23 protein-coding genes are annotated in these 22,001 nt (G+C 69.7%); 11 read left to right on the top strand and 12 right to left on the bottom strand.

Translation table 11 applies throughout. The features are described from left to right. Nucleotides 1–137 precede the first annotated feature (137 nt). From IE262_RS03595 to IE262_RS03585, 3 genes are all read left to right on the top strand, one after another. The gene (locus tag IE262_RS03595; protein ID WP_189871175.1) at nucleotides 138–890 is read left to right on the top strand and encodes a hypothetical protein; all 753 of its coding nucleotides are present in this window, start codon (nucleotides 138–140) and stop codon (nucleotides 888–890) included. Between the two features lie 79 nt (nucleotides 891–969). After that, nucleotides 970–2,574 (top strand): peptide-N4-asparagine amidase, encoded by a 1,605-nt coding sequence (locus IE262_RS03590; RefSeq protein ID WP_189871173.1) that lies wholly within the window; start codon nucleotides 970–972, stop codon nucleotides 2,572–2,574. 144 nt (nucleotides 2,575–2,718) lie between these two features. After that, nucleotides 2,719–4,125, top strand: coding sequence for a cation:dicarboxylate symporter family transporter (locus IE262_RS03585; RefSeq protein WP_134030768.1), 1,407 nt, complete (start codon nucleotides 2,719–2,721; stop codon nucleotides 4,123–4,125). A gap of 25 nt (nucleotides 4,126–4,150) precedes the next feature. Here IE262_RS03585 and IE262_RS03580 read toward each other — a convergent pair whose 3' ends face one another. Continuing rightward, a complete protein-coding gene (locus IE262_RS03580; protein ID WP_134030765.1) occupies nucleotides 4,151–4,612 on the bottom strand; it encodes a MarR family winged helix-turn-helix transcriptional regulator in 462 nt (153 codons plus the stop codon). A gap of 153 nt (nucleotides 4,613–4,765) precedes the next feature. On the opposite strand from IE262_RS03580, the gene IE262_RS03575 reads away from it, so the two are divergent. Further along, a complete protein-coding gene (locus IE262_RS03575) occupies nucleotides 4,766–6,571 on the top strand; it encodes an ABC transporter ATP-binding protein (protein WP_189871171.1) in 1,806 nt (601 codons plus the stop codon). Between the two features lie 136 nt (nucleotides 6,572–6,707). Beyond that, entirely contained in the window at nucleotides 6,708–7,550 is an 843-nt protein-coding gene (mltG, locus tag IE262_RS03570; protein WP_134030759.1) for an endolytic transglycosylase MltG, read from the top strand. Between the two features lie 15 nt (nucleotides 7,551–7,565). On the opposite strand, the gene IE262_RS03565 is transcribed toward mltG, so the two are convergent. The 6 genes from IE262_RS03565 to IE262_RS40480 form a co-directional block, all read right to left on the bottom strand. Continuing rightward, nucleotides 7,566–8,648, bottom strand: a complete 1,083-nt coding sequence (locus IE262_RS03565; RefSeq protein WP_134030756.1) for an NAD(P)-binding domain-containing protein — start codon at nucleotides 8,646–8,648, stop codon at nucleotides 7,566–7,568. Between the two features lie 93 nt (nucleotides 8,649–8,741). Next, nucleotides 8,742–9,902 carry an LLM class flavin-dependent oxidoreductase gene (locus IE262_RS03560; RefSeq protein WP_134030753.1) on the bottom strand — a complete coding sequence of 387 codons (1,161 nt, stop codon included), beginning with the start codon at nucleotides 9,900–9,902 and terminating at the stop codon, nucleotides 8,742–8,744. A gap of 11 nt (nucleotides 9,903–9,913) precedes the next feature. Beyond that, nucleotides 9,914–10,945, bottom strand: a complete 1,032-nt coding sequence (locus IE262_RS03555; RefSeq protein WP_189871169.1) for an ABC transporter substrate-binding protein — start codon at nucleotides 10,943–10,945, stop codon at nucleotides 9,914–9,916. Between the two features lie 95 nt (nucleotides 10,946–11,040). Beyond that, nucleotides 11,041–11,805 carry an ABC transporter ATP-binding protein gene (locus IE262_RS03550; protein WP_189871167.1) on the bottom strand — a complete coding sequence of 255 codons (765 nt, stop codon included), beginning with the start codon at nucleotides 11,803–11,805 and terminating at the stop codon, nucleotides 11,041–11,043. Continuing rightward, nucleotides 11,778–12,695 carry an ABC transporter permease gene (locus tag IE262_RS03545; RefSeq protein WP_134030743.1) on the bottom strand — a complete coding sequence of 306 codons (918 nt, stop codon included), beginning with the start codon at nucleotides 12,693–12,695 and terminating at the stop codon, nucleotides 11,778–11,780. Before IE262_RS03545 ends, IE262_RS03550 begins: the two co-directional genes overlap by 28 nt. Nucleotides 12,696–12,841: 146 nt before the next feature. Then, the gene (locus IE262_RS40480; RefSeq protein ID WP_350955903.1) at nucleotides 12,842–12,925 is read right to left on the bottom strand and encodes a putative leader peptide; all 84 of its coding nucleotides are present in this window, start codon (nucleotides 12,923–12,925) and stop codon (nucleotides 12,842–12,844) included. A 122-nt stretch (nucleotides 12,926–13,047) separates the two neighbouring features. On the opposite strand from IE262_RS40480, the gene IE262_RS03540 reads away from it, so the two are divergent. Then, the gene (locus IE262_RS03540; RefSeq protein WP_189871165.1) at nucleotides 13,048–13,470 is read left to right on the top strand and encodes a secondary thiamine-phosphate synthase enzyme YjbQ; all 423 of its coding nucleotides are present in this window, start codon (nucleotides 13,048–13,050) and stop codon (nucleotides 13,468–13,470) included. Between the two features lie 22 nt (nucleotides 13,471–13,492). On the opposite strand, the gene IE262_RS03535 is transcribed toward IE262_RS03540, so the two are convergent. Continuing rightward, nucleotides 13,493–13,957: a universal stress protein gene (locus IE262_RS03535; RefSeq protein WP_134030737.1), complete on the bottom strand. Its 465-nt coding sequence runs from the start codon at nucleotides 13,955–13,957 to the stop codon at nucleotides 13,493–13,495. A gap of 192 nt (nucleotides 13,958–14,149) precedes the next feature. After that, nucleotides 14,150–15,025 carry a universal stress protein gene (locus IE262_RS03530; protein WP_189871641.1) on the bottom strand — a complete coding sequence of 292 codons (876 nt, stop codon included), beginning with the start codon at nucleotides 15,023–15,025 and terminating at the stop codon, nucleotides 14,150–14,152. 285 nt (nucleotides 15,026–15,310) lie between these two features. Here IE262_RS03530 and IE262_RS03525 point away from each other — a divergent pair, with 285 nt between their 5' ends. From IE262_RS03525 to IE262_RS03515, 3 genes are all read left to right on the top strand, one after another. Beyond that, nucleotides 15,311–16,216, top strand: a complete 906-nt coding sequence (locus IE262_RS03525; RefSeq protein WP_189871163.1) for a universal stress protein — start codon at nucleotides 15,311–15,313, stop codon at nucleotides 16,214–16,216. Nucleotides 16,217–16,301: 85 nt separating this feature from the next. Next, the gene (locus tag IE262_RS03520; protein ID WP_189871161.1) at nucleotides 16,302–16,994 is read left to right on the top strand and encodes a TetR/AcrR family transcriptional regulator; all 693 of its coding nucleotides are present in this window, start codon (nucleotides 16,302–16,304) and stop codon (nucleotides 16,992–16,994) included. Nucleotides 16,995–17,078: 84 nt separating this feature from the next. Then, nucleotides 17,079–18,131 carry a threonine aldolase family protein gene (locus IE262_RS03515; RefSeq protein WP_189871159.1) on the top strand — a complete coding sequence of 351 codons (1,053 nt, stop codon included), beginning with the start codon at nucleotides 17,079–17,081 and terminating at the stop codon, nucleotides 18,129–18,131. Nucleotides 18,132–18,200: 69 nt separating this feature from the next. Here IE262_RS03515 and IE262_RS03510 read toward each other — a convergent pair whose 3' ends face one another. The 3 genes from IE262_RS03510 to IE262_RS03500 all read right to left on the bottom strand — a co-directional run bounded on the left by IE262_RS03510 (nucleotide 18,201) and on the right by IE262_RS03500 (nucleotide 20,234). Next, entirely contained in the window at nucleotides 18,201–19,016 is an 816-nt protein-coding gene (locus IE262_RS03510; protein ID WP_189871157.1) for an SAM-dependent methyltransferase, read from the bottom strand. A gap of 85 nt (nucleotides 19,017–19,101) precedes the next feature. Next, nucleotides 19,102–19,365, bottom strand: a complete 264-nt coding sequence (locus tag IE262_RS03505; RefSeq protein WP_134030722.1) for a DUF397 domain-containing protein — start codon at nucleotides 19,363–19,365, stop codon at nucleotides 19,102–19,104. Continuing rightward, a complete protein-coding gene (locus IE262_RS03500; RefSeq protein WP_134030719.1) occupies nucleotides 19,362–20,234 on the bottom strand; it encodes a Sco1979 family transcriptional regulator in 873 nt (290 codons plus the stop codon). The genes IE262_RS03505 and IE262_RS03500 overlap by 4 nt, the downstream gene beginning before the upstream one ends. Before the next feature lie 322 nt (nucleotides 20,235–20,556). On the opposite strand from IE262_RS03500, the gene IE262_RS03495 reads away from it, so the two are divergent. Then, nucleotides 20,557–21,003 (top strand): ATP-binding protein, encoded by a 447-nt coding sequence (locus tag IE262_RS03495; RefSeq protein ID WP_134030714.1) that lies wholly within the window; start codon nucleotides 20,557–20,559, stop codon nucleotides 21,001–21,003. A 162-nt stretch (nucleotides 21,004–21,165) separates the two neighbouring features. Further along, a complete protein-coding gene (locus tag IE262_RS03490; protein WP_189871155.1) occupies nucleotides 21,166–21,993 on the top strand; it encodes a DUF427 domain-containing protein in 828 nt (275 codons plus the stop codon). The last annotated feature ends 8 nt before the right edge of the window (nucleotides 21,994–22,001 follow it).

Here is a 22,001-nt window from a genome sequence, read left to right as displayed (position 1 = left end):
AAAGGCTCGCGTCATTGCGTGGTCGGAGGCAAACGATTTTCCTCCGCGAGGCAGAGTTCCGGCCCGGTTGCCCGCTGACGGGTGCGAAGGCCGGGGGCACGGGCAGACGTCCGTCGGGTGGTGCGACCATGGACGGCATGGGAACAGGCGGTGCGAGCGGCGCGAAGCGCACGCGGGTCGCGGCAGTGGTCTGCGGTGTGATGGTGATGTCCCTGGCGGCGTGCGGCGGTTCGGGCGGGGACAGCGGAGCCACGGCAGACGCGAGCCCGGGAGGCAAGGCAGCGCAGCCCAAAGCGCGCACCACCGACCTCAAGAGCATTCCGGACGTCAGTGACCGACTGCAGAAGCGGATACCGGCCAACTCCCGACAGGTGGTGGCCGTCTACGGCGAAGGCAAGGACGACGCCGACGCCACGGTCGTGCTCTACACGAAGAACGGCTCCACGTGGGACAAGACCCGCAGCTGGCAGGGCCACAACGGCAAGAAGGGCTGGACCACGAACCACCGTGAGGGCGACAAGCGCAGCCCCGTCGGCGTGTTCTCGCTCAGTGACGCGGGCGGAGTCCTCGCCGACCCCGGCGCGAAGCTCCCGTACACCCGGTCCGCGTCCTTCCAGGCGCCGCGCTACTGGGCCAAGTCGCACTGGCACGACTTCGACTACGTCATCGCCATCGACTACAACCGCGTCAAGGGCACCTCGCCCAACGACCCCACCCGCCCTCAGGGCCAGTCGAAGGGCGGCAGCATCTGGCTGCACATGGACCACGGCAGCGGAACGTCCGCCTGCGTGAGCCTGTCCAAGTCGGGCATGGAGTACCTGCTGCGGACCCTCGACCCGGCCCAGCACCCCATGATCGTCATGGGGGACAAGGCGGAGCTGAAGGCATGAGAGACCCGAGGGGGCGTCGGGTGCTCATGTGACCTGAGGTCTCATTGCGGTCCGGGCCAACTCCCCGTAGAACACCGCCATGAGAAGCAGGATTATCATGTCCATGCTCGCCGGAGCGACCCTCCTGGCGAGCACCCTCCTGGGAGCGAGCCCCGCACAGTCGGCCTCCTCCGCCGACATCCCCGCCGAGTTCGGCACCGACTGGCACGACCCGGTCACCGCCGCACCGCCGGTCACGAAGCCCGGCGGCCCCTCCTGCGAAGTCACGGTCGCCGAAGCGCAGTTCAAGGACTTCACGCCGTACAAGGGGGAGTACGCGCCCCCGCGCGCATGCGGCGACCGCTGGAGCAAGGTCGTCCTCCGCCTCGACGGCAAGGTCAAGGGCCGCCAGTACGACCGCCTCGGCTATCTGCACATAGGCGGCGTCGAGGTCTTCCGCACGTCGACGCCGCAGCCCTCGCCCGACGGCATCGAGTGGTCCGTCGAGAAGGACATCACGCGCTACAGCGACACGCTGCGCACCGCACAGCCCGTGGACATGCTGATCGGCAACGTTGTCGACGACACGTACACGGGCATCATCGACGTCAAGGTCACACTGACCTTCTACGCGGGCGGGCCGGAGGCGACGAAGACACCCGACCGGGTCCTCACCCTTCAGGACGGCACCCTCACCACGCCCCGCAACAGCGAACGCATCGTCGCCGAGGTGTACGCCACCGGCTCCGGCGGCGGCTGCGAGGAGTACTGGTATCTGACAGTGCCCGAACCGGCGCCGTACTCCTGCAAGGCGGACGACGGGCCGTACCGCGAGGTGCAGATCACGGTGGACGGTCAACTGGCGGGCATCGCCGCGCCGTTCCCCACCGTGTGGACGGGCGGCTGGTCCAACCCGTTCCTCTGGTACGTGGTTCCGGGCCCCCGCGCCTTCGACATCAAACCCGTCGAGTACGACCTCACCCCGTTCGCGGGGCTCCTCAACGACGGCCGCCCGCACCGGGTGGAGGTCTCGGTCGTCGGAGTCCCCGAGGGTCAGTCGGGCTGGAGCACCCCGGTCAACGTCCTCGTCTGGCAGGACGCCAAGAGCACGTACGTCAGTGGTGCGCTCACCAAGGTCAGGGCGGGTGACCTCGCCAACTCCTCGACCTACACACCGGGTTCCGGGCACCGTCTCGACACCGAGGGCGGCCACCGGCTGACGGTCGCCGGGTACGTGAACACCTCACACGGACGAGTGGCGACCACCGTGAGCCGGGAGCTGACGAACACCTCCGTCCACACCTGGGCGGACGGCGAGAACCCCGACGCGCTGAAGGCGACCTGGACCGACAACGAGACGGTCACGGTGGAGGGACAGGGACCGGCACGGACCACGCGGGCACACCGGACGTACACGATGGACGGCACGACGACCCTTGGCGCGGGTGACCGGCTGCGGACCGTTCTGACCCTCGGCGACCAGGCAGCGACGACTGAGACACGCGGCGGGCGGCGCACCGCGTGGTCCCGATCGGACGACACCTACACGGGTGACGCCACGTATACGGCGAATGTGCCCCGCGACCAGCGTCATGCGGTCGGCACGACCAGCGAGCGCTACCGGCTGTTCGGGTCGGGCGGCTGCTACGACCGTTCTCTGGTCACCGTGCAGGGCGTGCTGACGGAGGACAGTGACGGCTGCTGAGATGAAATGCCTGTGATGTGACCCCTGTTCGATGATTTACACGGCGGAAACGCGGGGGTCTTCTCCGCGAGCGGCAACTCCCCGATAGTGATCGGCGCGGAAGCGGTTTTCCGCATGCCAGAAAGTCACATCGGAGGAGTGCCCGTGCCGCAGTCCGTACCGTCCCTGCCGCGACGCGTCGCACGCATACTGCGTACCTCACTGTTCGCCCAGGTCGCCGTCGCCCTGGCGCTCGGCATCGTCGTCGGGAGGTTGTGGCCGGACACGGCCACGACCTTCCAGCCACTCGGCGACGGTTTCGTGCGCCTCATCAAGACTGTGATCTCGCCGCTCGTGTTCTGCGTGGTCGTCGTCGGCATCGCCAAGGCCGGAAATCTGAAGGCCTTCGGGCGGATCGGCCTCAAGGCCCTGATCTGGTTCGAGGTCGCGTCCACGGCCGCGCTGCTCATCGGTCTGATCGCCGCCAACGTCTTCGCCCCCGGCGCCGGGATGAACGTCGACCCGTCGAAGCTCGACGCTTCGGCGGTCGACGACAGGACCGCCGGGGGTGCGCTGCCGTCGACCACCGAGTTCGTCCTGAACGCGCTGCCGCAGAGCGCGATCGGCGCGTTCGCCGAGAACTCGCTGCTCCAAGTGCTCGTACTGGCCTGCCTCGTCGGTGCCGCCCTGCTCCACCTCGGTCACACCAAGGTCCCCGCGATCCTGCCGGCCATCGAGCAGGCCCAGGAGATCATCTTCGCGATCGTCGGCTTCGTGATGAAGCTGGCGCCGCTCGCCGTGTTCGGCGCGATGGTCCACCTGGTCGGCGAGTACGGCCTCGGGGTGATGAAGACGTACGGCAAGCTCATCCTCCTCTGCTACGCGGTCGCCGCGGCCTTCCTCGTCCTGCTCGCCGTCGCGCTGAAGCTGGTCACCGGGCTCAACCTGTGGAAGTTCGTGCGCTATACGCGTGAGGAGATGCTGCTCGCGCTGGGCACGGCGTCCAGTGAGGCCGTCATGCCACGCATGATGCAGAAGCTGCGCCAGGCCGGCGCCCGCGACGACGCCGTGGGCCTGGTGCTGCCCACCGGCTACTCCTTCAATCTCGACGGCGCCTCGATCTACCTCTCCATCGGCACGCTGTTCATCGCGCAGGCCGTGGGCGTGGACCTCAGCCTGAGCCAGCAGATCACCGTGATCCTGGTCCTCATGCTGACCAGCAAGGGCATGGCAGGCATCCCCGGTTCGGCCTTCCTCGCCCTCTCGGCCACTGCGTCCGCGCTCGGCGCCATCCCCGCCGGCGCCGTCGCCCTCCTTCTCGGCGTCGACCGCATCATGGACGCGATGCGCGTCGCCACGAACCTGCTCGGCAACTGTGTCGCCGTGTTCGCGGTCTCGAAGTGGGAGGGAGCGCTCGACACGGTGCGGGCCAGGAAGATGCTCGACGGGGAGATCACGTTCATGGAGGAAGAGGACGCCACCGGGAGGGACGCTGCCGAGGGCACGTCCGAGTCATCGGACAGCGACGCCGACTCGCCTGATCACGCTTCGAAGACTCCCATGAACACCTGACCCGACTTGTGCGCGGCTTCGCCGGTCAGCCGCGCCCGGCTCCGGTGGTCGTGTCCACCCCGTCGACGAGGGTGTTCAGCAGGCCACCCAGTATTTCGCGCTGCTCGTCCGTCAGCGGGGCGAGGATCTCCTCCGCCGCCGTACGGCGGGCGCCCCGCAACTCTCGCAGGGCCGTCCGCCCCTCATCCGTCAGCTCGATCCGTATCACCCGCCGGTTGGAGGGATCGGGCACGCGGCGCACCCGCCCGCTCGCCTCCAGCCCGTCGACCAGGGTCGTGACGGCCCGGGGCACCACCTCCAGGCGTTCGGCCAGGTCGGCCATGCGTGGGGGTGAACCGTAGTGGGTGAGGGTGCGCAGCAGTCGGGACTGTGCCGGGGTGATGTCCAGTCCGGACCGCTCCAGATGGCGCTTCTGGATGCGGTGCACGCGGCGGGTGAGCCGCAGCAACTGCTCGGCGAGCAGGCCGTCGGCGTCGGGTGTGGTCATGAGGGAACAATATCAGGACGGTGTTCATTGTGAGCATAGGTAACAATGAGCTATGCTCCATCAGACCGCCTGATCCCTGTGCGTGGGGCCGGCCCGTTTCCACGGGGCCGGCCTTCCGGTCGCGGGGTCCGCCCACACATCCCGTAGGAGCCCATGCATCCCGACGAACCCGCCCCCTGGACACCACCCCGGACCGAGCCGGGGCAGCCGCGGCAGGTGCGCCGCATCCTCAAGCTCTTCCGCCCGTACCGCGGACGCCTCGCCGTTGTCGGCCTGCTCGTCGGTGCCGCGTCACTGGTCTCGGTCGTCACACCCTTCCTGCTCAAGGAGATCCTCGACACGGCGATCCCCGAGGGCCGGACGGGCCTTTTGTCCCTGCTCGCGCTCGGCATGATCCTCAGCGCGGTTCTCACCAGCGTCTTCGGCGTGCTGCAGACCCTGATCTCCACGACGGTCGGCCAGCGCGTCATGCACGACCTGCGCACCGCCGTCTACGGCCGGTTGCAGCGCATGTCGCTCGCGTTCTTCACCCGGACCCGCACCGGAGAGGTCCAGTCGCGCATCGCCAACGACATCGGCGGTATGCAGGCGACGGTCACCTCCACCGCCACCTCACTGGTCTCCAACCTCACCAGCGTCGTCGCCACGATCGTCGCGATGGTCGCCCTGGACTGGCGGCTGACCGCCGTCTCCCTGCTCCTGCTGCCGTTGTTCGTGTGGATCAGCCGTCGCGTCGGCAAGGAACGCAAGAAGATCACAACTCAGCGCCAGAAGCAGATGGCCGCCATGGCCGCGACCGTGACCGAGTCGCTGTCCGTCAGTGGCATCGTGCTCGGCCGCACGATGGGGCGCGCCGACTCGCTGACGAAGTCCTTCGCCGAGGAGTCCGAGGGCCTCGTCGAGCTCGAAGTGCGGTCGAACATGGCCGGGCGCTGGCGTATGGCGGTCATCTCGATCGTCATGGCGGCGATGCCGGCCTTCATCTACTGGACGGCGGGACTGGCTCTCCAGTTCGGTGGTCCGGCCGTCTCGATAGGGACGCTGGTGGCGTTCGTCTCTCTTCAGCAGGGCCTGTTCCGGCCAACCGTCAGCCTGCTCTCCACCGGCGTTCAGATCCAGACCTCGCTCGCCCTGTTCCAGCGCATCTTCGAGTACCTCGACCTGCCCATCGACATCACCGAACCGGAGCATCCGATCCACCTCGACCAGATCAAGGGAGAGGTCCGGTTCGAGAACGTCGTATTCCACTACGACGACAAGAGTGGCCCGATACTCGACGGCATCGACCTCACGGTCCCCGCGGGCGGCAGCCTCGCCGTCGTCGGCCCGACCGGCGCGGGCAAGTCCACGTTCAGCCACCTGGTGCCACGGCTGTACGACGTCACGGGCGGCCGCGTCACACTCGACGGGGTCGACGTGCGCGACCTCGACTTCGACACGCTGGCGCGCGCGATCGGCGTCGTCTCCCAGGAGACGTACCTCTTCCACGCCTCCGTCGCCGACAACCTGCGCTTCGCCAAGCCGGACGCCACCGACGAGGAACTGCGCGCGGCGGCGACAGCGGCACAGATCCACGACCACATCGCGTCCCTGCCCGACGGATACGACACGGTCGTCGGCGAGCGCGGCCACCGGTTCTCCGGTGGTGAGAAGCAGCGCCTCGCCATCGCCCGCACCATCCTGCGCGACCCACCCGTGCTCATCCTGGACGAGGCGACCAGCGCCCTGGACACCCGTACGGAGCGTGCCGTACAGGAGGCCATCGACGCGCTCTCGGCCAACCGGACCACACTGACCATCGCCCATCGGCTGTCCACCATCCGTGGCGCCGACCAGATCGTGGTCCTGGACTCCGGCCGCGCCGTCGAACAAGGCACGCATGAGGAGCTGTTGGAGCAAGGTGGGCGCTACGCGGCTCTCGTGAGCCGGGACGCCCAGCTGGAACCGACGCGATCGTGATGCCCTCTGCCTCTCCTGAGAGGGACGAGATCGTGATACCCCGCCTCGCCGTGACGCTGGGTCATCGTGACACCGATCGGACTGACAAGATGAAGATATGCCGGATTTGTGAGCTTTGGCGGGTTACCGTGCCCGCATGCAGACCAACACTCCGCCACGGAGCAAGATTCGACTGACGCACCGCGGCCGGGTCGCCCTCATCGCGACCGGAGCCGTCGTGGCGGCTGCCGCCGTGGCGGTGCCGCTGCTGAGCATCAACGCCGGGGCCGGGCAGTCGCGCCCCACGTCCCTGGTGATCCCGGAGGGCTGGCGGGCGACCCAGGTCTACCAAGCCGTCGACAAGGCCCTCGCCCTGCCCGCGGGCACCACCAAGAAGTCCCTGGGCAAGGCCGCACTGAAGCTCCCGCCCGAGGCCGCGGGCAACCCGGAGGGCTACCTCTTCCCGGCGTCGTACTCCCTCGGCAAGAAGACGACCCCCGAGTCCCTGCTGTCGTCGATGGTCGACACTGCGAACCAGCGACTGAACGGAGGCCAGGTCACTGCCGGTGCGCAGCGCAACGCCCTGAACTTCTACCAGACGATCACCATTGCGAGCATCGTCCAGGCCGAGGCCGCCACCAAGGCCGACATGGGCAAGGTGGCCCGGGTCATCTTCAACCGCCTGGAGCGCGGAATGCCCTTGCAGATGGACTCCACCATCAACTACGCGCTGAACCGCTTCTCGGTGGACACCACCGAGAAGGAGACGAAGCTCAACAGCCCCTACAACTCCTACCAGCGCATGGGCCTGCCGCCCACGCCGATCGCGAACCCCGGAGAGGAGGCGGTGCGCGCCGCGATCAACCCGACGCCCGGTGACTGGCTCTACTTCGTCACCGTCAAGCCGGGCGACACCCGCTTCACGGCCAACTTCAAGGAACACCAGCGGAACGTCGCGGAGTTCAACCGGAACCGCAAGAGCGCGCAGGCCACCAAGTGACCCCGCGCCGGGGCGTCACGCGGCGAGTGCCTCCCCGGCCAGCAGCCGCCTGATGTCCCGAACCGCCGCGCGTCCCGCCCGGTTGGCGCCGATCGTGCTGGCCGACGGCCCGTACCCCACCAGATGGATCCGCGGATCGGCGACCACGCGGGTGCCCTCGACACGGATGCCGCCACCGGGCTCACGCAGCCGCAGCGGCGCCAGATGATCGAGAGCGGCACGGAACCCGGTGGCCCACAGGATGACGTCGGCGTCCACGCGCCGTCCGTCGTCCCACTCCACACCGTCCGGCGTGACGCGGTCGAACATCGGCAGCCGGTCGAGCACCCCGTCCGCGATGCCCTGGCGGACCGCGTCGTTCAACGGCAGCCCGGTCACCGACACCACACTCCTCGGCGGCAGCCCCTGCCGTACCCGCTCCTCGACGAGCGCGACGGCCGACCGCCCGGCCTCCTGGTCGAAGGGGTCCTCACGGAAGACCGGCGGACGCCTGGTCACCCAGGTGGTCGCGGCGGCGTACGGGGCGATCTCCAGCAGATGCTGTGTACCGGACGCACCCCCGCCGACGACCACCACCCGCTGCCCGGCGAACTCCTCCGGACCCGGATACTGCGCCGTGTGCAACTGCCGCCCCCGGAACGTCTCCTGACCGGGATAGCGCGGCCAGAACGGCCGGTCCCAGGTGCCGGTCGCGTTGATCAGGGCCCGAGTCGACCAGGTCCCCGCCGAGGTCTCGACGAGCAGCCGCCCTCCCTCGCCCTCCCGTACCGCGCGCACGTCGACCGGTCGGCGCACCCGCAGGCCGAAGGTCCGCTCGTAGGTGTCGAAGTACTCCGAGATGACGTCGGACGACGGGCGCGCCGGGTCCGCGCCGGTCAGTTCCATACCGGGCAGCGCGTGCATCCCGTGCACTTTGCCGTATGTCAGCGACGGCCAGCGGAACTGCCAGGCACCGCCCGGCCGCGGCGCGTGGTCCAGCACCACGAAGTCCCGCTCCGGCTCGAAACCGGTGCGCCGCAGGTGATAGGCGCCGGCCAGTCCTGCCTGCCCGGCGCCTATCACCACGGCATCGACATCTCGTACCCCGGTGTTGTTCACGCTTCTACCAACCGCACCGGGGCCGTGGATCTTCCCGGAGGAGACATGGTCTCGCGTTCTCGCGCTCACCGGAGTGCGCGCTGCCTGGCTACGTCAGCGACCGCTCGCGACCATCAGCGGCGCGCCACCCCCGGCCCTCGTGCTCGGGCCGGAGAGCAGCCCCCGGGCCGCCAGGTCCGGGATCACGCCCTCCCCGAACCAGTACGCCTCCTCCAGGTGCGGATAGCCGGAGAGCACGAAGTGCTCGATACCCAGGGCGTGGTACTCCTCGATCCGGTCGGCGACCTCGGCATGGCTGCCCACGAGCGCGGTGCCCGCGCCACCGCGGACGAGCCCCACGCCCGCCCACAGGTTGGGCGAGATCTCCAACTCGTCCCGTGAACCACCGTGCAGGGCGAGCATGCGCTGCTGGCCCACCGACTCGCTGCGCCCGAGAGCCGCCTGTGCCGCCGCGATCGTGTCCGCGTCGAGGTCGTCGAGCAGGCGGTTCGCCGTCGCCCACGCCTCGGCCGACGCGTCGCGCGAGATCGTGTGCAGCCGGATGCCGAACCGGACCGTGCGCCCCTGTTCCTCGGCGAGCGCGCGGATCCAGTCGATCTTCTCCTTGACCTGGGCGGGAGGCTCGCCCCAGGTCAGATAGACGTCCGCGTGCCGGGCCGCGACCGGCCCCGCGGCCGGCGACGAGCCGCCGAAGAAGATCTGCGGCACCGGGTCCGGCGGCAGAGCGGTCAGCCCGCCCTCGACCCGGTAGTGCGCGCCGTCGAAGTCGAACGGCTGCCCGCGCCACACTCCTCGTACGACCGAGAGGAACTCGTCCGTACGGGCGTACCGCTGGTCGTGGCCCAGACGGTCGCCGAAGCGCCGCTGCTCGGACGAGTCGCCACCGGTGACGACGTTGAGCAGCAGCCGGCCGCGCGTGACGCGCTGGTACGTCGCCGCCATCTGCGCGGCGAGGGTCGGTGAGATCACTCCCGGCCGGAACGCGACCAGGAACTTCAGCCGCTCGGTGTGCTGGGCGAGCGCGACCGTCGTCAGCCAGGCGTCCTCGCACCAGGTGCCCGTCGGCGTCAGCACCGCCTCGAAACCCAACTGCTCGGCGGCCTTGGCTATCTGGGCGAGGTAGGCGATGTCCGGGGCACGCACCCCGCGGACCCGGAGGGCGGCGTCGACGTGGTTCGGCGCGTACGCGTGCCGGTCGACGAGTGTGCGGCCGTCACCGCCCGTCGGCAGGAACCAGTGAAGGTGAAGGGGCATCAGGGTTTTCCTCAGGATTCCTTGTAGAGGCGGGGCTCGGCGGTGGACGGCGGCAGGTCGCCGTTGTAGCGGGTGTCGACGAACTTCCCGAAGTCCACCGTGCGCGGGATCAGCTTCAGGCTGGTGAACGTGTCCGCGATCGTCTGCTCGGAGGCGATCAGCGGCTTGTCGACGGCGACCGCGACACGGGAGGCGTTGGTGCGCTTCACCGAGGCCAGCGCCACCTCGTAGGGCAGGCCGGTGTCCTTGGCCCACACCTTCGCCCACGCCTCCGGGTGGTCGTAGACCCAGGCGTAGGCACGGCGCAGCCGATCCAGGTAGTCCTCGATGGCGGCGGCCTTCCCCTCGTCCTCCAGGGCGGACGGCGCCGCCACCTGGAACGAGAGGCCGTTGGTGATGCCCTCGCCGGTCGTCAGGATGCGGCCCTGCTCGGCCTGGAGCACCTGCGAGGTGTACGGGTCCCACACCGCCCACGCGTCGACCTTGCCGGAGGTGAACGCGGCGAGCGCGTCGGCCGGCTGGAGGTACTTGACCTTGACGTCGCTGAACGTCAGCCCGGCCTTCTTGAGGGAGGCGACGAGCTGGTAGTGCGCGGACGAACCCTGGGCCACCGCGATGGACATGCCCCTGAGCTCAGCGGGCTTCGTCAGCTTCGAGCCCTCGGGTACGAGGATGGTGTCGCCCCTGGAAGTGCCGTGCCAGGCGGCCACGACCTTGATCCTTGAGTTGGCCCCGGCCGCGAAGACCGGCGGGGTGTTGCCGACGCCGCCGATGTCGACGGCCTTGGCGTTGACGGCCTCCAGCAGCGGCGGCCCGGAGGTGAAGGTGGACCACCTGATCCTGTAGTCGAGGTTCTTGAGCTCTCCGGCGGCTCGCAGGATGGCCTCGGAACCACCCTTCTGGTCACCGACGTTGAGCGTGAGGGAGCCCTTGCCGTCGGTCCCCTCGCCGGCCGAGGTCTCGGCTGCCGAGGTACCACCGCAGGCGGAGAGCAGGAGGGCCAGGGGGACGAGCAGGACGGCGGGGACGAGACGTCGTCGCATGACGGTTCCGTTCGGTAGGTGCAGGGTGAGGGATTTTGCGGGGGCGGGGGCGGGTGCGGAGGCGCGGGATGCAACTGGCATCTGTTCTGGGGAGTTCAGGCGGCGTCGGCCGCGGTGTCGACGCCGAGGCGTTCGAGCAGCCGGCCCCGGAGCTCGGCGAAGCGCGGATCGGTGACAGCGCGGGGACGCTCCAGCTCGACCGGTGTCTCGTACGCGATGACCCCCTCGTCCATCACCAGGACGCGGTCCGCGAGCAGGAGGGCCTCCTCGACGTCGTGCGTGACGAGCAGCACCGCACAGCCGCGCCGCTGCCAGAGCTCGCCCACCAGACGCTGGGCCTTGATGCGGGTGAGGGCGTCCAGCGCGCCGAACGGCTCGTCGAGCAGCAGGAGGTCGGGCTCGCGGACCAACGCCCGTGCCAGTGAGGCGCGCTGGGCCTCACCGCCGGAGAGGGTCTTCGGCCAGGCGCCTGAGCGGTGGCTCAGACCGACCTCCTCCAGCGCCTGGTCGGCGACGGCGCGTTCGGGCTTGCCCGGCAGACCGAGCAGCACGTTGCGCCACACCTTCTTCCATGGCATCAGCCGGGGGGCCTGGAAGGCGACGGCCTTGCGGCGCGGCACGAGGACGGTGCCCTCGATGTCGCGGTCGAGTCCGGCGAGGATGCGCAGGAGCGTGGACTTGCCGCAGCCGCTGCGGCCGAGGAGGGCCACGAACTCACCGGGCTGGACATCGAGCCGGAGCCGATCGATGACGGCGCGACCGTCGAAGGACCGGGTCAGGCTCTCCACGTGAACGGCGTGGGCGGCTCGGGGCGCCCCGGTCGCCTGAGGACTCACCGGCCCGTGAACGTCGGTCGCCATTGCAGCAGCACCCTTTCGAAGGAGCGGACGATGAAGTCGGCGAGCAGGCCGAGGAAGGCGTAGACGATCAGGCAGACCACGATGACGTCGGTTCGCAGGAAGTCCCGTGCCTGCACCATGAGGAAGCCGATCCCGGCATCCGCGTTGATCTGCTCGGCGAACACGAGCGCAAGCCAGGCGATGCCGAGCGAGTACCGCAGGCCGGTCATGGCACCCGGAAGCGCGCCCGGGAGAACGACGTGCCGTACGAGCCCCCACTTGGACAGTCCGAGCGACTCCCCGGCCTCGATCAACTGGGAGTCGACGCCGCGGATCCCGGCGTACACGTTCAGATACAGCGGGAAGGACACACCGAGGGTGATGATCGCCACCTTCGGGGCCTCGCCGATGCCGAACCAGATGATGAACAGCGGGATGAGCCCCACGAAGGGCACGGTCCGCAGCATCTGGACGGGGGCGTCCACGAGGTCCTCGCCGATCCGGAACAGACCCGAGAGCAGGGCGAGGCCGGTACCGGCGACGGCTCCGAACAGCAGGCCTGCCGCGACCCGCTGCACGGACGTGCCCATGGCCGCCGGCAGTGAACCGTCGGCGACGAGGTCCCCCGCGACCCGCGCGATCCGCCCCGGTGAAGCGAGTACGTCCGACGTCAACACTCCTGTGGCGCTGAGGAGTTGCCACAGAGCGAGGAGAAGGAGGGGTCCTGTGGTGCGACGCAGCCACCGGGGGACACGGGTGCGTCGGGCGGAGCTGGGGACGATGGGTTCGAGGGCGACAGGAACGTGCCCGGCGGTGTCTGCGGCCGGGGGCCCGGCGGGCCCGGCGTTCGTCTTGCGGATACCCGAAATATCGGATTCGGGAGACCCGGGCGGGGCATGACTGATGCTCATGGATGCTCCACGGGGGAGGGGACCGGTGAGGGAACGCACTCGGGCGGCGCACGCCGGACACGGATCAGCCGCAGCCGAACACGATCAGGCGTGCGGGCGGGACGACGCGCGGGCGCGAGGAGAAGGAGAGAGCGGGGAGAGAGGCGTCAGCAGCCGCGCGGACACGCGGCGGAGGCCACCCGCAGCAGGTCGATGTGACCGCGCGAAGTGAGCATGACGGGACGCAACATGCCGCTGAACGTAACGAGGTGGCTCCCGCAGGGTCAATGGTGTCTCGCGGAATGGACCCCTGGTATCGCCCAGCGGGCAGTAGCTGCCGTGCCCGGCCCGGCGGGTGAGCGAGGATGGAGGCATGTCCGATGCCTTCACCACCCGAGTCCTGAACGTCGCCTCCGGCTCCCGGGAGTCGGTCGTCGATCTCACCCGCGAATGTGAGGAGTTCCTGCGGGAGGCGGCCGCCGGACGCAGCGGCCTCCTCAACGTCTTCGTCCCGCACGCGACCGCTGGAGTGGCCCTGATCGAGACCGGCGCCGGCAGCGACGACGACCTTCTCGCCGCGCTGCGCTCCCTCCTGCCCGCGGACGACCGCTGGCAACACCGCCACGGCAGCGCCGGTCACGGCCGCGACCACGTCCTCCCGGCGATCGTGGCCCCCCACGCCACGCTGCCGGTCATCGACGGACGACTGGAGCTGGGTACGTGGCAGTCGGTGTGTCTCGTCGACACGAACCGGGACAACCCCAACCGTCAGGTGAGGTTGAGCTTCCTGGGCTGAGCAAGGAACGTCCTCGCGGTGCTCAGGCTCCGCGGCCGGAATCGCGGACCACGACGACGGGGCACGGGGCGTGCTGCACACAGTGCTGGCCGACCGACCCCAGCAGTGCCTCGCTGAATCCGCCGTGCCCGCGGTTGCCCACGACCAGCAACTGCGCTCCCGCGGCGGCATCGAGCAGGACGGCGGCCGGGTGTCCGTGGGCCGAGACGGGGCGGAGGTCGACGGGCCGTCCCGGGCCCGGGCCGAGGGCCTCGTCGATCGCCTGGTCCAGCATCGTGCGTGCCTCCTTCTGGTAGTCCACCGGAGCCCTGTCTGTGGGCGGAGCCAAGCCGTACCAGGCCGTCGGGAAGTCCCAGGCGATGATCGCCTCGACCACACCACCCGTCAGCTTCCCCTGGCCGACCGCCCACCGCAGGGCCGCCTTCGACGATTCGGAGCCGTCGACACCCACCACAATCCGCGGCACTGACGTCGCCTCGTCACTCATCACGCACCTGCCTGATCGCGCCTTGTACCCCCCTCTCACCATCCCTGTGGCAGCCGTGTGCCGCCACCTCGCGGGGTGATCGAAGGAGCATGCCCACGCCTGAGGCGTGCCTTGCGGTCCTCGCACCGGCCCAGCGGCCCGGTGAGCTGACCCAGGACGCCGTTCCCTCCCGATTGCAGCCCTGGCCGGACTTCAGTCATGGGGGACGACCGCGACCGGGCAGCGGGCGTGGTGGATGGCGGCCTGGGTCACCGGGCCCAGGCGCGGTGCCGGGGTGGGATGCCGCCTGCGTCGCCCGACGACCAGCAGGTCGGCGTCCTCGGCGGCTTGTAGGACAGCCTTGGCGGGGCTTTCCAGGGGGGTGAGGTCAGCCACCGTCACGCCGGGAAACTTCTCCCTCCAAGGGCGCAGGGCCTGGCCCAGGTGCTGCTGCGCGTCCTGGATGATGCCTTCCGTGACGGAGCGGTCGAGGCCCCAGGGGGTGTGGGCGTGCAGCGGGACGCTGCGGCCATGAACGGCGCGAAGGGGCAGGTGCCGCGCCGCGGCGGTGGTGAAGGCGAATTCCAGCAGGTCGTCGCACGGGCCGTGCAGTTTGAGGGCTACCACCACGCCGGCCGGCGTACCTGAAGCGGGAGATGGCCTGTGTTCAGGTGGTGCGGCACGCACCAGAACGACTGGCCGTTCGGCCCGTGCCACGACGGACATGCCGATGTCACCCAGGAAGTAGCTCTCCACGGGTGCCAGCCCTCGCGAGCCCAGCACGAGCATCTCGGACTCCGACGCCGCCTGGACCAGTGCGTGCTGGGCCTCGTCAGGGACGAGGTTGCCCACGATGGTGAGGCCCGGCCGGTGTGCTTGGAGTTCCGCCCGTGTGGTGTGCACGATGTGCTTCGCCCAATAGTTCTGGTCGATCTCCGAGGGGAGGTGCGTCGGTTCCGGCGCCAGCACGGGCCAGGCGTGCAGCAGGCGCAGGGTGAGTCTTCGCCGCTCCGCTTCGTCAGCCGCCCAACGGGCGGCGGCAAGGCTCTCCGGCGAGCCGTCGAGGCCTACGGTGAGAACTCGTTCCATGGCGGCTGCCTCCGTGTCGTACGAAGCGGAGATGGCGTGGGCGTTCACGCCGGTCCGGACTGCCACCGGACGGCCATCGGCGGACTCATTCCCGGAGTACCCCGGATCCCGGGGCGCATGTGGTCCCGTTCCAGGTGGGTGCTCGGGCAGGCCCGGAGCGGCTCATGTCAGGGAATCCGGTCGGCGAGGGGTCGGTCGGTCCCGTGGAGGGACTTGCGGCCCTTGACCCCGTGAGCGTGGCGTCACCACGCTGGAAGGGGAGCCTGGTCCCAGGAGGTGGAGACGATGTTCCGAACCGTCACGGTGGGCTTCGACGGATCGTCCGAGAGCCGGGCTGCTGCCGAATGGGCGGCGCGCGAAGCACGGCTGCGCGGTCTGCCGCTGAGGGTCGTTGACGTCTGGGAGCCTGTGCCCGAGCTCGTGCTCCAGGCCGCGCTGCCTGGTGCCGAGACCCAGCGGCAGTGGACCGAGAGGGTTCCCCGTGAGGCCGCCGAGGGGCTACGGCTGCGCCATCCCGGTGTAGAGGTGATCACCCTTCACCTCACCGGGGACCCGGCCGAGGCCCTGATCGAGGCGGCGGACTCCACCGACCTGATGGTGCTGGGCTCATGCGGCTTCAGCGGGATCGTGGGCTTCGTGGTCGGCTCGGTCAGTTTGGCCGTCATCGCCCATGCCGAGCGTCCCGTGGTACTGGTCCGGGCCGGCGAGCAGGCCGCCGACGAGCACAGGATGGACCCGGCGGGCGTGCCCTCCGCCGCGACCGCCTTCCGGCCCGTCGTGCTCGGGCTCGACACCGGCCGCCCGGACGAGACTCTCCTGGAGTTCGCCTTCGACGCCGCCGCGCGCCGGAACGCTTCCCTGAGCGTGGTCCACGCCTGGCCCGAGCCGCCCACCTCCTTCTACCGCTTCCAAGGTGACGCCGAGCTCTACGACGTGCTCGCAGGCAAGCAGGCCACGGTCCTGACCGAGGTTCTGCGTTCCTGGCGGCAGAAGTTCCCGGACGTGGAGGTGACCGAGGTGAGCCAGTGCGGCAGCGCCGCGCAGGTTCTCGTCGACGCCTCCCGCGGGGCCTGCCTGGTCGTCGTCGGCCGACGCATCCGCACCAGCCGCTTCGGCACCCACATCGGTCACGTCGCGCACGCCGTCCTGCACCACGTCGAGGCCCCGGTCGCCGTGGTTCCGCACGACTGATCCGTCCCTGGAGAGGGAGCGCGATACCAGGCCGGCGATCGCGTGGCCGGCTGTGTTCGATACGGCGTACCGTACAATGACCCGTATGCCCCGTCACTCCCCGTCGCTGGACCGGGCGACCCCGGACCGCATCGCCGAAACCGCCCTCCTCCTGATCGATGAGGGCGGCCCTGAGGCGCTGACCTTCCGTGCGCTGGCCGCGCGGCTGGAGATCTCCCTCGCCTCTCTCCAGCGTCGCTGCACCGACCTGGCCGGACTGCTGGACCTGTGCACCGACCACCTGGCCGCCCGGCTGCCCGAGGTCGAGCCCGACACCCACTGGGCCGAGGCCACCGAGACCCGGTTCACCGCGCTGTACCGGCTGCTGGCGGCTCATCCGGGACTGCTCGCCCTGCGTGGCACGCGCCCCTGGCTGGGCCCGAACCTGCTGGCCCGCCTGGTCGAACCGCAGCTTGCCGACAGCCTCGCGGCCGGGATGACCCCCGAGGCGGCGATCGCCGCGTACCGGCGGATGTATCTGCTCACCCTCGGCAGCGCGAGCTTCGTCGACCACCGCGACCCGAAGTCGGCCCAGGCGGCGACCCGTACGACGCTGGCCGCGCTCGACCCGGAGGCGTACCCCGTGCTGACCGGCCATCTCGCCGTGATCCTGGCTGCCGTGACCGACCACGAGGTCTACTACGAGGCCCTGCGCCAGCTCATCCACGCGGCCGACCCGGCCGCGACGCCCGCCCCGCCCTCAGGCTCCCCGGCACCGGGGCCCCACCGCGGAGCCTGAGCCGCCGGAGCCGGATGCCGAGCCGGGACACCACGACCACCCGCCCCGCCCCCTTTCAAGCCCAGGAAACAAGGAACTTTGGCCATGAGCACCACAACTCCCGCCGCGCGCATCTTCAGCAGCGACAACGCCGCCGGCACCTCCCCGGAGATCATCGAGGCCGTGGCTCGGGCGGCCTCAGGGCATGCCATGCCCTATGGGGCCGACGACAGCACGGCCGCGGTCCGGCGTCGGCTGAGCGACATCTTCGAGCGCGAGGTGGACGTACTGCTGGTCTCCACGGGCTCGGCGGCGAACGCACTGAGCCTGGCCGCGCTGACTCCGCCCTGGGGCAGCGTGCTGTGCCACCGCGACAGCCACATCAACAACGACGAGTGCGGCGCGCCCGAGTTCTACACCGCGGGCGCCAAACTCATCCCGCTCGGTGGCGACGACGCCAAGATCGACCCCGGCGAACTGCGGGCGGCGGGACGGCACAAGGCCGGGGACGTACACAGCGTGGAACCCTCGGTCGTGAGCGTCACTCAGGCCACCGAGACCGGGGCGGTCTACACCCTCGACGAGATCCGCACCCTCGGCTCGATCGCCAGGGACGCGGGGCTGCGCCTGCACATGGACGGCGCCCGGTTCGCGGGGGCCGTCGCCTCCCTCCGCTGCACTCCCGCCGAGCTGACCTGGCGGGCCGGTGTCGACCTGCTGTCCTTCGGAGCCACCAAGAACGGCACGATGACCGCCGACGCGATCGTCGTCTTCGACCGCTCCCTCACCGCCGAACTGGCCTTCCGTGCCAAGCGAGCCGGTCAGCTCGCCTCCAAGGCGCGCTTCCACGCCGCCCAGCTCGACGCCTACCTCACCGACGACCTGTGGCTGCGCAACGCGACGCACGCCAATGCCATGGCCGCCCGTCTCCAGGAGGGCCTGAAGGGCATACCCGAGGTCGGACTGCTCGGCGCCGCCGACGCCAACATCCTCTTCTGCCGCCTGCCCCAGCAGGTCACGGAGGGGCTCCTGGCCGACGGCTACGCCTTCTACCACGACCGCTGGGAGCCGGGAGTCGTCCGCTTCGTCACGTCCTTCGCCACCACACCGCAGGACGTCGACCACCTCCTCCAAGCCGTCAGCCGGCATGCCGCCTGATGTCCGACCTGCGCAGGAGCGATCCCGGCGGCGCCGAGGGGCCGGTCGCCCGGCCCCTCGCCGCGGTGCCTACCGCTTGATACCCACCCCGGTCCACAGGCTGACCTCGGCGTCCGTGGGGGCGGTGTCACCGGCCGGGGCGTCGGGGCGCCAGCGGTGGCCGACGGTGATGCCGGGGTCGAGGAGGTCGAGCCCGTCGAAGAAGCGCGCGACGTCCTTCTGGGAGCGGATCTGCACCGGAGTTCCGGCGTTGGTGTAGATGTCGGTGACCTTCTGCCAGGTGGGCGGGTCGAAGTCGGGCGTGCAGTGGCTCAGTGCCAGGGCGCTGCCCGAGGGGAGGGCGCCCAGCAGACGGCCGACGATCCCGTACGGGTCCTGGGCGTCGGTGATGAAGTGCATGAGCGCGTTCAGGGACAGGGCCACGGGCCGGCTGAGATCCAGGACCTCGGCCAGCTCGGGGGCGTTCAGGAGCGCCTCGGGGTCGTTGACGTCCGCCTCGATATAGGTGGTACGGCCCTGGGGCGTGCTGCGCATCAGGCGCTCGGCGTACTTGAGGACGAGGGGGTCGTTGTCGGCGTAGACCACCCTGGCCTCCGGCACCACGGCCTGGGCCACCTGATGCAGGTTCGGCTCGGTGGGGATGCCGGTGCCGATGTCGAGCCACTGCCGGATACCGTGCTCCCGCGCGAGGACGCGGGTGGCCCGGTGCATGAAGGCGCGGTTCTCGCGGGCGCACACGAAGACGCCGGGATACGCCGCGGCGACCGACTCGGCAGCCTTCTTGTCGATGTCGAAGTGGTCCTTGCCGCCGAGGTAGTAGTCGTACATGCGGGCGGAGTGTGGCCGGCTGGTGTCGATGTCTCGCGCGGCGTGGGGGGTGCTCATGCTGTTCCTTTCAGTGGTGTGCGTCGGTGTTGCCGGGCAGGCCGTGACCAGGGTGGGCCCGAATCCGTCCCGCTCGTGCTCTGGTTCAGCCGGCTGCCAGATGAGCCGTCAGATGATCGGCGAGACCCTTCTTGACGCCCGCGACGAACGCGGCGATCTCTTCCGGTGTGTAAATCAGCGCGGGGCCGGCCGGATCGGCCGACTGCCGCAGCGCCACGCGGCCGTCGGCGAGTTGCTTCGTCTCCACGCACTGACCTCCGTTGGGACCGCTCCACGGACACTCCCAGCCCTGCTCGCCGAGGGCCGACGCGGGCATCCCGTTGTAGACACTGCCGTCGGTGATGGTCATGAGTACTCCTTGCGCATGCGGTTCAACAGGGCCTTGCTGTCCGCCAAGGAGGTCAGCAGGGACATCCGGTTGTGCGCCTCAAGATGGGCCGCGACGTCGGAGCGCTGGTCGAGATACATGGAGCCGGAGAGGATCTCGCTGTAGACGATGTCCGGCAACTCACGTTCCTCGAACCGGAAGTAGGTGAAGGGGGCGCACACCCCGAAGTGGGCTCCTGCGGAGAACGGCACGATGTCGATGCTGACGTGGTCCAGCTCCGAAGCCGCCAGGAGCCGGTCGATCTGCTCCCGCATCACCTCGGCCCCGCCCACCACGCGGTGCAGTACCGCTTCCTCCATCACGACCCACAGGGTGGGCGGCTCGGCCTTCTCCAGCAGGCTCTGGCGGCGCAGCCGCAGATCGACTCTTCGCTCCAGGTCCTCGTCACTGTCGTGCGGGAAGCCCGCGCGCAGCAGAGCGCGTGCGTAACCGTGCGTCTGCAGCAGCCCCGTGACGTAGTGGGGCTCGTAGGTGCGCAGGGTCTTGGCGCCGGTCTCCAGACTCACGTAAGCGGTGAACCAGGAGGGCAGCACATCGCGGTACGGGTACCACCAGCCGGGCTGGTTGGCCCGCTCGGCCAGCGTGACGAACTCGTCGATCTCCTGCTGGCCGGCCCCGTAGGTCTGCAACAACTTCTCGACGTAGAGGGGCTTCAGGGCCACCTCCGCCTTTTCCAGGCGGCGGATGGTCAGAGGCTTCACACGCAGCGCCTTCGCGGCGTCGTCCAGTGACACCTGCGCACCCTGCCGCCTGTCCTGCAGCCGCCGGCCGAGGATCATGCGGAGAACGGTGGGCGCGCTGGTGCCCGCGCCGGAACGAGCCTCGCTCACGCTCTACCTCCTGAGGACTGCCCTGAGCACGAGTTTGACAGTGACTTGCTGATGCCGCCAGACGGATACCACCAGTCGGATACCGCCTTCCTGAAATTATCAGGCAGGCGGTTGCAGCCTGAACTCGCCTGTGAGCATAGTTACTTGTGTGAGTGAACCCGCCGGGCAACGAGCGATCCTCGTCAACTGCACTTGTGCCTGGTGGAGTTGGCGTTCCCGGACGTCCGGGTCACAGGCCGTCCCCTCCCGGCGGGCCCGCTGCTCACCCTCCCCGTCTCCGCGTCTCCGCACCGCGGCCGCCCCACGATGGAAGGCGTCAACCGTGTCCCCCCACACGACTCCCTCCCCCCGGCTCACGGACGTCGCGAGCCCAGGTCGATCGCACTGGCTTGAGCTCCCCGCACAGCGTTCCAGTGTCAGAGTCGCCCGTCACTCCATGAGCGCGAGGCTCACCGCGTGGCGCCTGCCCGGTGAGCTGTGCGCGGACGCAGAACTGCTCGTGTCCGAGTTGGCCACCAACGCCGTGCGCCACACGATCAGTACGCGGTTCCTGTGCGGTATCGGGCTCATACCGGAAGGGTGCCTCCGCCTCGAAGTGCACGATCAGGACGGCACGGGCCGCGGTCTGCCCACTCGTGAGCCGGGCCCGGACGACGAGAGCGGCCGCGGACTGCTCCTGGTGCAGGAGATCGCGGACAGCTGGGGAGTCGATCGATCGCTGCTCACCGGTGGGAACGCCGTGTGGGCGACTCTGACCATCCCCCTGTGAAACCTGTCCCGCCGGACGCTAGGCCCGAATAAAGGAGTCCGTCAACGCCACTTTCTGAACCGGCGGGGAAGCCCCAGGCGCCCCCGGCATGCTCTGCGGGACACGACCCGGCACACCACACTGGTGTTGTGGTCCGTCTCGACAGATGAAGGAGAGCCGGTCATGACCACCCCGTTCCCCACAGCCCGGGCCGTCAGGGTCACCCCGGAAGGACTCCGGTGGGAGCCCAGCGAACGCTGGGTGCGCGGCCGCAAGGGTGATGTCACCGTCGTGGACAGCAGGCATCCCGTCCTGGTGTGGGAGCCCGACGTGCCGGTGCCGCTCTATGCCTTCCCCCGCGCGGAGGTCCGTGAGGATCTGCTGCGCCCGGCGAAGAATCCCCCGACGGGCGCGCACACCGGATCACTCGTCTTCTACGACCTTGCGGTCGGCGGTGATCTGCTGCGGAACGCGGCCTGGACGTTCCCCGCCGACGACCTGGCCGGTCACATCGCCTTCGAGTGGTTCCGCCGGAGCGGCACGGGCCTCGACCACTGGTACGAGGAGGAGGAAGAGATCTTCATCCACCCCCGCGACCCGTACAAACGGGTGGACGCCGTCCCCAGCAGCCGCCATGTCCAGGTCGAGATCGGCGGCACGGTCGTCGCGGACACCCACCGCCCGGTCCTGCTCTTCGAGACCGGGCTGCCCACGCGGTACTACATCCCGCGCGAGGACGTCCGCCTCGACCTGCTCGACCCCACCGACCACAGCACCGGATGCCCGTACAAGGGCACCGCCGTGTACTGGTCGTTGCGCGGCGACATCGACGTGCCGCCGAACGTCGTCTGGAGCTACGCGGCCCCGCTGCCCGCGGTCGCTGCCGTCAAGGGCCTTCTCGCCTTCTACAACGAGGCGGTCGACATCACCGTGGACGGCGAACGCCTGGAGCGGCCCGTCACCCCGTTCACCGCGACGCTCCCGGCGCGTTCCGCGAACCCGCCCTCCTGACGCAGCCG

This window comes from Streptomyces bluensis, from assembly GCF_014650715.1.
In the GTDB taxonomy this organism is placed as follows: Bacteria; Actinomycetota; Actinomycetes; order Streptomycetales; family Streptomycetaceae; genus Streptomyces; species Streptomyces bluensis.
The sequence above is the reverse complement of the archived record's forward strand: the minus strand, read 5'-3'. Positions and strand labels throughout refer to the sequence as shown.

Excerpts from the sequence above, each read along its gene's own strand:
- IE262_RS03595 (WP_189871175.1), top strand. The coding sequence starts at position 138 with ATGGGAACAGGCGGTGCGAGCGGCGCGAAGCGCACGCGGGTCGCGGCA.
- IE262_RS03590 (WP_189871173.1), top strand. The coding sequence starts at position 970 with ATGAGAAGCAGGATTATCATGTCCATGCTCGCCGGAGCGACCCTCCTG.
- IE262_RS03580 (WP_134030765.1), bottom strand. The coding sequence starts at position 4,612 with ATGACCACACCCGACGCCGACGGCCTGCTCGCCGAGCAGTTGCTGCGG.
- IE262_RS03575 (WP_189871171.1), top strand. The coding sequence starts at position 4,766 with ATGCATCCCGACGAACCCGCCCCCTGGACACCACCCCGGACCGAGCCG.
- mltG (WP_134030759.1), top strand. The coding sequence starts at position 6,708 with ATGCAGACCAACACTCCGCCACGGAGCAAGATTCGACTGACGCACCGC.
- IE262_RS03560 (WP_134030753.1), bottom strand. The coding sequence starts at position 9,902 with ATGCCCCTTCACCTTCACTGGTTCCTGCCGACGGGCGGTGACGGCCGC.
- IE262_RS03555 (WP_189871169.1), bottom strand. The coding sequence starts at position 10,945 with ATGCGACGACGTCTCGTCCCCGCCGTCCTGCTCGTCCCCCTGGCCCTC.
- IE262_RS03550 (WP_189871167.1), bottom strand. The coding sequence starts at position 11,805 with ATGGCGACCGACGTTCACGGGCCGGTGAGTCCTCAGGCGACCGGGGCG.
- IE262_RS03545 (WP_134030743.1), bottom strand. The coding sequence starts at position 12,695 with ATGAGCATCAGTCATGCCCCGCCCGGGTCTCCCGAATCCGATATTTCG.
- IE262_RS40480 (WP_350955903.1), bottom strand. The coding sequence starts at position 12,925 with ATGTTGCGTCCCGTCATGCTCACTTCGCGCGGTCACATCGACCTGCTG.
- IE262_RS03540 (WP_189871165.1), top strand. The coding sequence starts at position 13,048 with ATGTCCGATGCCTTCACCACCCGAGTCCTGAACGTCGCCTCCGGCTCC.
- IE262_RS03535 (WP_134030737.1), bottom strand. The coding sequence starts at position 13,957 with ATGAGTGACGAGGCGACGTCAGTGCCGCGGATTGTGGTGGGTGTCGAC.
- IE262_RS03530 (WP_189871641.1), bottom strand. The coding sequence starts at position 15,025 with ATGGAACGAGTTCTCACCGTAGGCCTCGACGGCTCGCCGGAGAGCCTT.
- IE262_RS03525 (WP_189871163.1), top strand. The coding sequence starts at position 15,311 with ATGTTCCGAACCGTCACGGTGGGCTTCGACGGATCGTCCGAGAGCCGG.
- IE262_RS03520 (WP_189871161.1), top strand. The coding sequence starts at position 16,302 with ATGCCCCGTCACTCCCCGTCGCTGGACCGGGCGACCCCGGACCGCATC.
- IE262_RS03515 (WP_189871159.1), top strand. The coding sequence starts at position 17,079 with ATGAGCACCACAACTCCCGCCGCGCGCATCTTCAGCAGCGACAACGCC.
- IE262_RS03510 (WP_189871157.1), bottom strand. The coding sequence starts at position 19,016 with ATGAGCACCCCCCACGCCGCGCGAGACATCGACACCAGCCGGCCACAC.
- IE262_RS03505 (WP_134030722.1), bottom strand. The coding sequence starts at position 19,365 with ATGACCATCACCGACGGCAGTGTCTACAACGGGATGCCCGCGTCGGCC.
- IE262_RS03490 (WP_189871155.1), top strand. The coding sequence starts at position 21,166 with ATGACCACCCCGTTCCCCACAGCCCGGGCCGTCAGGGTCACCCCGGAA.